Raw genomic sequence first — 3,943 nt, 5'->3', positions numbered from 1 at the left:
CTCCTCCGCGGAGGAGTCCTCGGCGGGCTTCTCCGCCGGCTTGTCGGCGGGCTCGTCCCCGGAGGGGGCGGAGCCGGAGCCGATGATCGCCAGGACCTGGCCGACCTCGGCGTCCTCGTCCTCCTGCACGCGGATCTCCAGCAGGGTCCCGGCCACGGGGGAGGGGACCTCGGTGTCGACCTTGTCGGTGGAGACCTCCAGCAGCGGCTCGTCGACGGCGACCTCGTCACCGACCTGCTTGAGCCACCGGGTCACGGTGCCCTCGGTCACGGACTCGCCCAGGGCGGGCAGGGTGATCTCGCTGCCCTCGCCCGTCTGCTGGGCCTCGGCCTGCGGGGCCTGCTCCTCACCGGAGGACTCCTCGCCGGAGGACTCCTGCTCGGCGGCCTCGTCGGTCGCCTCGGGGGTCTCCGCCTCGGTCGCGGCGTCCTCGGCCTCCTCCGCGGAGGCCTCGTCCTGGCCGGATCCGCCCTCGGACCCGGAGCCCGAGCCGTCACCGATGACGACCAGCGGCGCGCCGACCTCGACGTCCTCGTCCTCCTCGACGAGGATCTCCTCGATCACGCCCGCGACGGGGGAGGGGATCTCGGTGTCGACCTTGTCGGTGGAGACCTCGACCAGGGGCTCGTCGACGGCGACCTCGTCACCGACCTGCTTGAGCCACCGGGTCACGGTGCCCTCGGTCACGGATTCGCCCAGTGCGGGCAGGTTTACGGTTTCTGACATGGTCCGACCGTCTCTCTTTCGGTGCCTTCGATGGTGCCTTCGATGGTGCGTTCCGGGCGCCGGCCCGGTGCCGGGGTACTGGGAGGCCCCGCCCGGCGGGGCGGGGCCTCGGCGCGGTCAGCCGTGCAACGGGGTTCCTGCGAGTGCCATGGCGGCCTCGCCGATGGCCTCGTTCTGGGTGGGGTGCGCGTGCACGAACGCGGCGACGTCCTCGGGGTAGGCCTCCCAGTTGACGATGAGCTGGCCCTCGCCCATCTGCTCGCTGATGCGCTTGCCGATGGCGTGGAAGCCGATGATCGGCCCGTCCTTCTCGCGCACGAGCTTGATCATGCCACCGGTGCCCAGGATCGAGCTCTTGCCGTTGCCGGCGAGGTTGTACTCGGCGACCTCGACGTTGTCCTCGCCGAACTTCTCCTTCGCCTGCGGCTCGTTGTAGCCCACGGAGGCGATCTCCGGTTCGGTGAAGGTCACCTTGGGGATGTTGACGTCCGCGACGACCGGCGGGTTCAGGCCGGCGATCTCCTCGGCCACGAAACGGCCCTGCTGGTACCCGCGGTGGGCGAGCTGGACGCCGGGGACGATGTCGCCGATCGCGTAGATGTTGCCGACGCCCGTGTGCAGGCGCTCGTCCGGGGTGACGAAGCCGCGGTCCATGGGGATGCCCTGCTCCTCGTAGCCCATGTCGGCGGTGTTGGGGCCGCGGCCCACGGCGACCAGGACGATGTCGGCCTCGAAGACCTTGCCGTCGGCCAGGGTGACCTTCGCGCCGTCGTCGTCCTGCTCGACCTTCTCGAAGAAGGTGCCGAGGTTCGACTTGATGCCGCGCTTCTTGAACTCCCGCTCGAGGGTCTTGACGATCGACGGGTCCTCGTTGGCGACCAGGTGGGGGAGGCCCTCGATGACGGTGACGTCCACGCCGAAGGACTTCCACATGGAGGCGAACTCGCAGCCGATCACGCCGCCGCCGAGGACGATCGCGCTCTTGGGCACGAAGTCGATCTCCAGCGCCTCGGTCGAGGTCATGATCCGCCCGCCGATCTCGACGCCCAGGGTCTTGGAGATCGAGCCGGAGGCCAGCACGATGTGCTTGCCGGTGTAGGTGGTGCCGTCGACCTCGACGGTGTTCTCGCCCGTGAGCTTGCCGACGCCCTCGACGACCTCGATCTTGCGCATCTTCATCAGACCGGTGAGGCCCTTGAACTTGCCGGCGACGATCTTGTCCTTGTACTCCCGCACGGCCGCCATGTCGATGGAGTCCAGCGTGGTGTGGATCCCGTACTTGGAGCTCTCGCGGGCGTCCTCGGCCAGCTCGGCGGAGTGCAGGTAGGCCTTGGTCGGGATGCAGCCCCAGTGGAGACACGTGCCCCCGAGCTTGTTCTTCTCGACCAGTGCCACGGTGAAGCCGAGCTGGACGGCCCGCAGCGCGGCGGCGTAGCCGGCGCTCCCTCCGCCGAGGACGAGGATGTCGAATTCGTTGTCGGCCACGTGTTTGGCTCCCTTGTGCGTTGACGTCGTTCCGGGTGGGTCGCACCCGTCCCGTGACGGGTTCGTTTCGTACATACCTTAGCCCTACGCCGGAGGGAGCGACCAGGCGGGCGCTCTCTCCGGCGCAGGGGTGTCGTGGGAGCTCAGCGGCGGTCGGCGGCCGCGTCCTCGAGCAGCCGCACGAGCGTGCGCACGCCCGCGCCCGTGCCCTCGGCCGGGGTGTAGCCGTAGGGCGATCCCTCGTTGAAGGAAGGCCCGGCGATGTCCACGTGCGCCCACGGCACCCGTGCGCCGTCGTCGCCGCCGACGAACTCCCGCAGGAAGATCGCGGCGACGAGCATCCCGCCGTTCTTGTCCCCGATGTTCTTGAGGTCGGCGACCTTGGAGTCCAGGGACGGGCGCAGGTGCTCGGGCAGCGGCATGGGCCAGCCGTCCTCCCCGGCCCCGCGGGCGGCCTCGGCCACGGCGGCGCGCAGCGCGTCGTCGCCCATGATCCCGAAGGTCCGGGCGCCCAGGGCCACCATCTGCGCACCGGTCAGCGTGGCGATGTCGACGACGGCGTCCGGGCGCTCCTCGCACGCGGCGACCAGGCCGTCGGCCAGCACGAGGCGCCCCTCGGCGTCGGTGTTGAGCACCTCGACCGTCCGGCCGCCGCGGATGGTGATGACGTCGCCGGGGCGGGTCGCCGTGGACGAGGGCAGGTTCTCGGCCAGGCACAGCCAGCCGGTGACCTTCACGGGCAGTCCGAGCTCGGCGGCGGTGAGGACGGCCGCGAGGACGGCGGCCGCGCCGGCCATGTCCGACTTCATGGTCATCATCGAGGCCGGGGGCTTGAGGGAGAGCCCGCCGGAGTCGAAGGTGATGCCCTTGCCCACGTAGGCGTAGTGCTTGGTGGCGCGCGCCGGGGCGTACTCCAGCCTGACGAGGCGCGGACCGTGCACGGAGCCCTGTCCCACGCCCAGGAGGCCTCCGTAGCCGCCCTTGGCGAGCTCCTTCTCGGCGAGCACGCTCACGGAGACCTTCGTGCCCTTGACGGCCTGGCGGGCGTAGTCCGCCACGGCCTCCGGGTACATGACGTTGGGGGAGAGGTCCACGAGGGTGCGGGCGGCCCTGACGCCCCGCCCGAGGGCGGCGGCGCGGTCGAGGCACCGGCCCAGCGCGGCACGCGCCACAGCGGGGGCGTGCACGACGGCGGAGACCAGCGGGGCCTGCACGCTGCCGGCGGTCGCCGCCCGCTGGTGCGCGAAGGCGAAGGCGCCGAGAGCGGCGCCCTCGGCGACGGCCGCGGCGTCCTCCTCGGTCGTCACGGGCAGGGCGAGCACCGCGGAGTCGGTCCCGGCGAGCCGTCGCACGGCCGCACCCGCGGCCCGGCGCAGCGCCTCGGAGCGTTCGGCGGTCTCCTCGGGCAGGACGCCGATCCCCGTGAGGACCACCACGGTGAAGGGGAGCCCGGACGGGGCCGGCAGCACGGTCACCTCGTCGGCGGCGCCCTTCACGCGCAGCGCGGCCGCGGCGTCCACCACGGGGGCGAGCTTGCGCTGCTCCCCGGCGGGGAGCACGACCCGGCCCGAGCCGTCGCCCTCCCGTCCCTTCTCCACGGCGAGCACGAGCGCGTGGGCCGGCGTCCGGCCCAGGGCCTTGTGGGTGGCGGTGAGCTCGATGCCCCGGGGCTCGAGCAGGTCCTGTACGTCGGGCATGGATCGTCCTTTCGCTGAGGTCTGGACCGGCGGGG

At 71.9% G+C, this 3,943-nt stretch carries 3 protein-coding genes; all 3 read right to left on the bottom strand.

Annotated elements, in window-relative coordinates:
* A partial coding sequence (locus ACH9D2_RS10805) for a biotin/lipoyl-containing protein (protein WP_396362837.1) occupies positions 1 to 726 on the bottom strand: 726 nt, incomplete at its 3' end.
* Between the two features lie 117 nt (positions 727 to 843).
* On the bottom strand, positions 844 to 2,211 hold the full coding sequence (gene lpdA, locus ACH9D2_RS10800; protein ID WP_396362836.1) for a dihydrolipoyl dehydrogenase: 1,368 nt from the start codon (positions 2,209 to 2,211) through the stop codon (positions 844 to 846).
* Between the two features lie 143 nt (positions 2,212 to 2,354).
* On the bottom strand, positions 2,355 to 3,908 hold the full coding sequence (locus tag ACH9D2_RS10795) for a leucyl aminopeptidase (RefSeq protein ID WP_396362835.1): 1,554 nt from the start codon (positions 3,906 to 3,908) through the stop codon (positions 2,355 to 2,357).
* Between the last annotated feature and the right edge of the window lie 35 nt (positions 3,909 to 3,943).

The sequence above is a fragment of the Kocuria rhizosphaericola genome, assembly GCF_044462205.1.
GTDB classification, from domain to species: domain Bacteria; phylum Actinomycetota; class Actinomycetes; order Actinomycetales; family Micrococcaceae; genus Kocuria; species Kocuria rhizosphaericola.
Note: the sequence above shows the minus strand (reverse complement) of the source record. Positions and strands in the feature narration are given on the sequence as shown.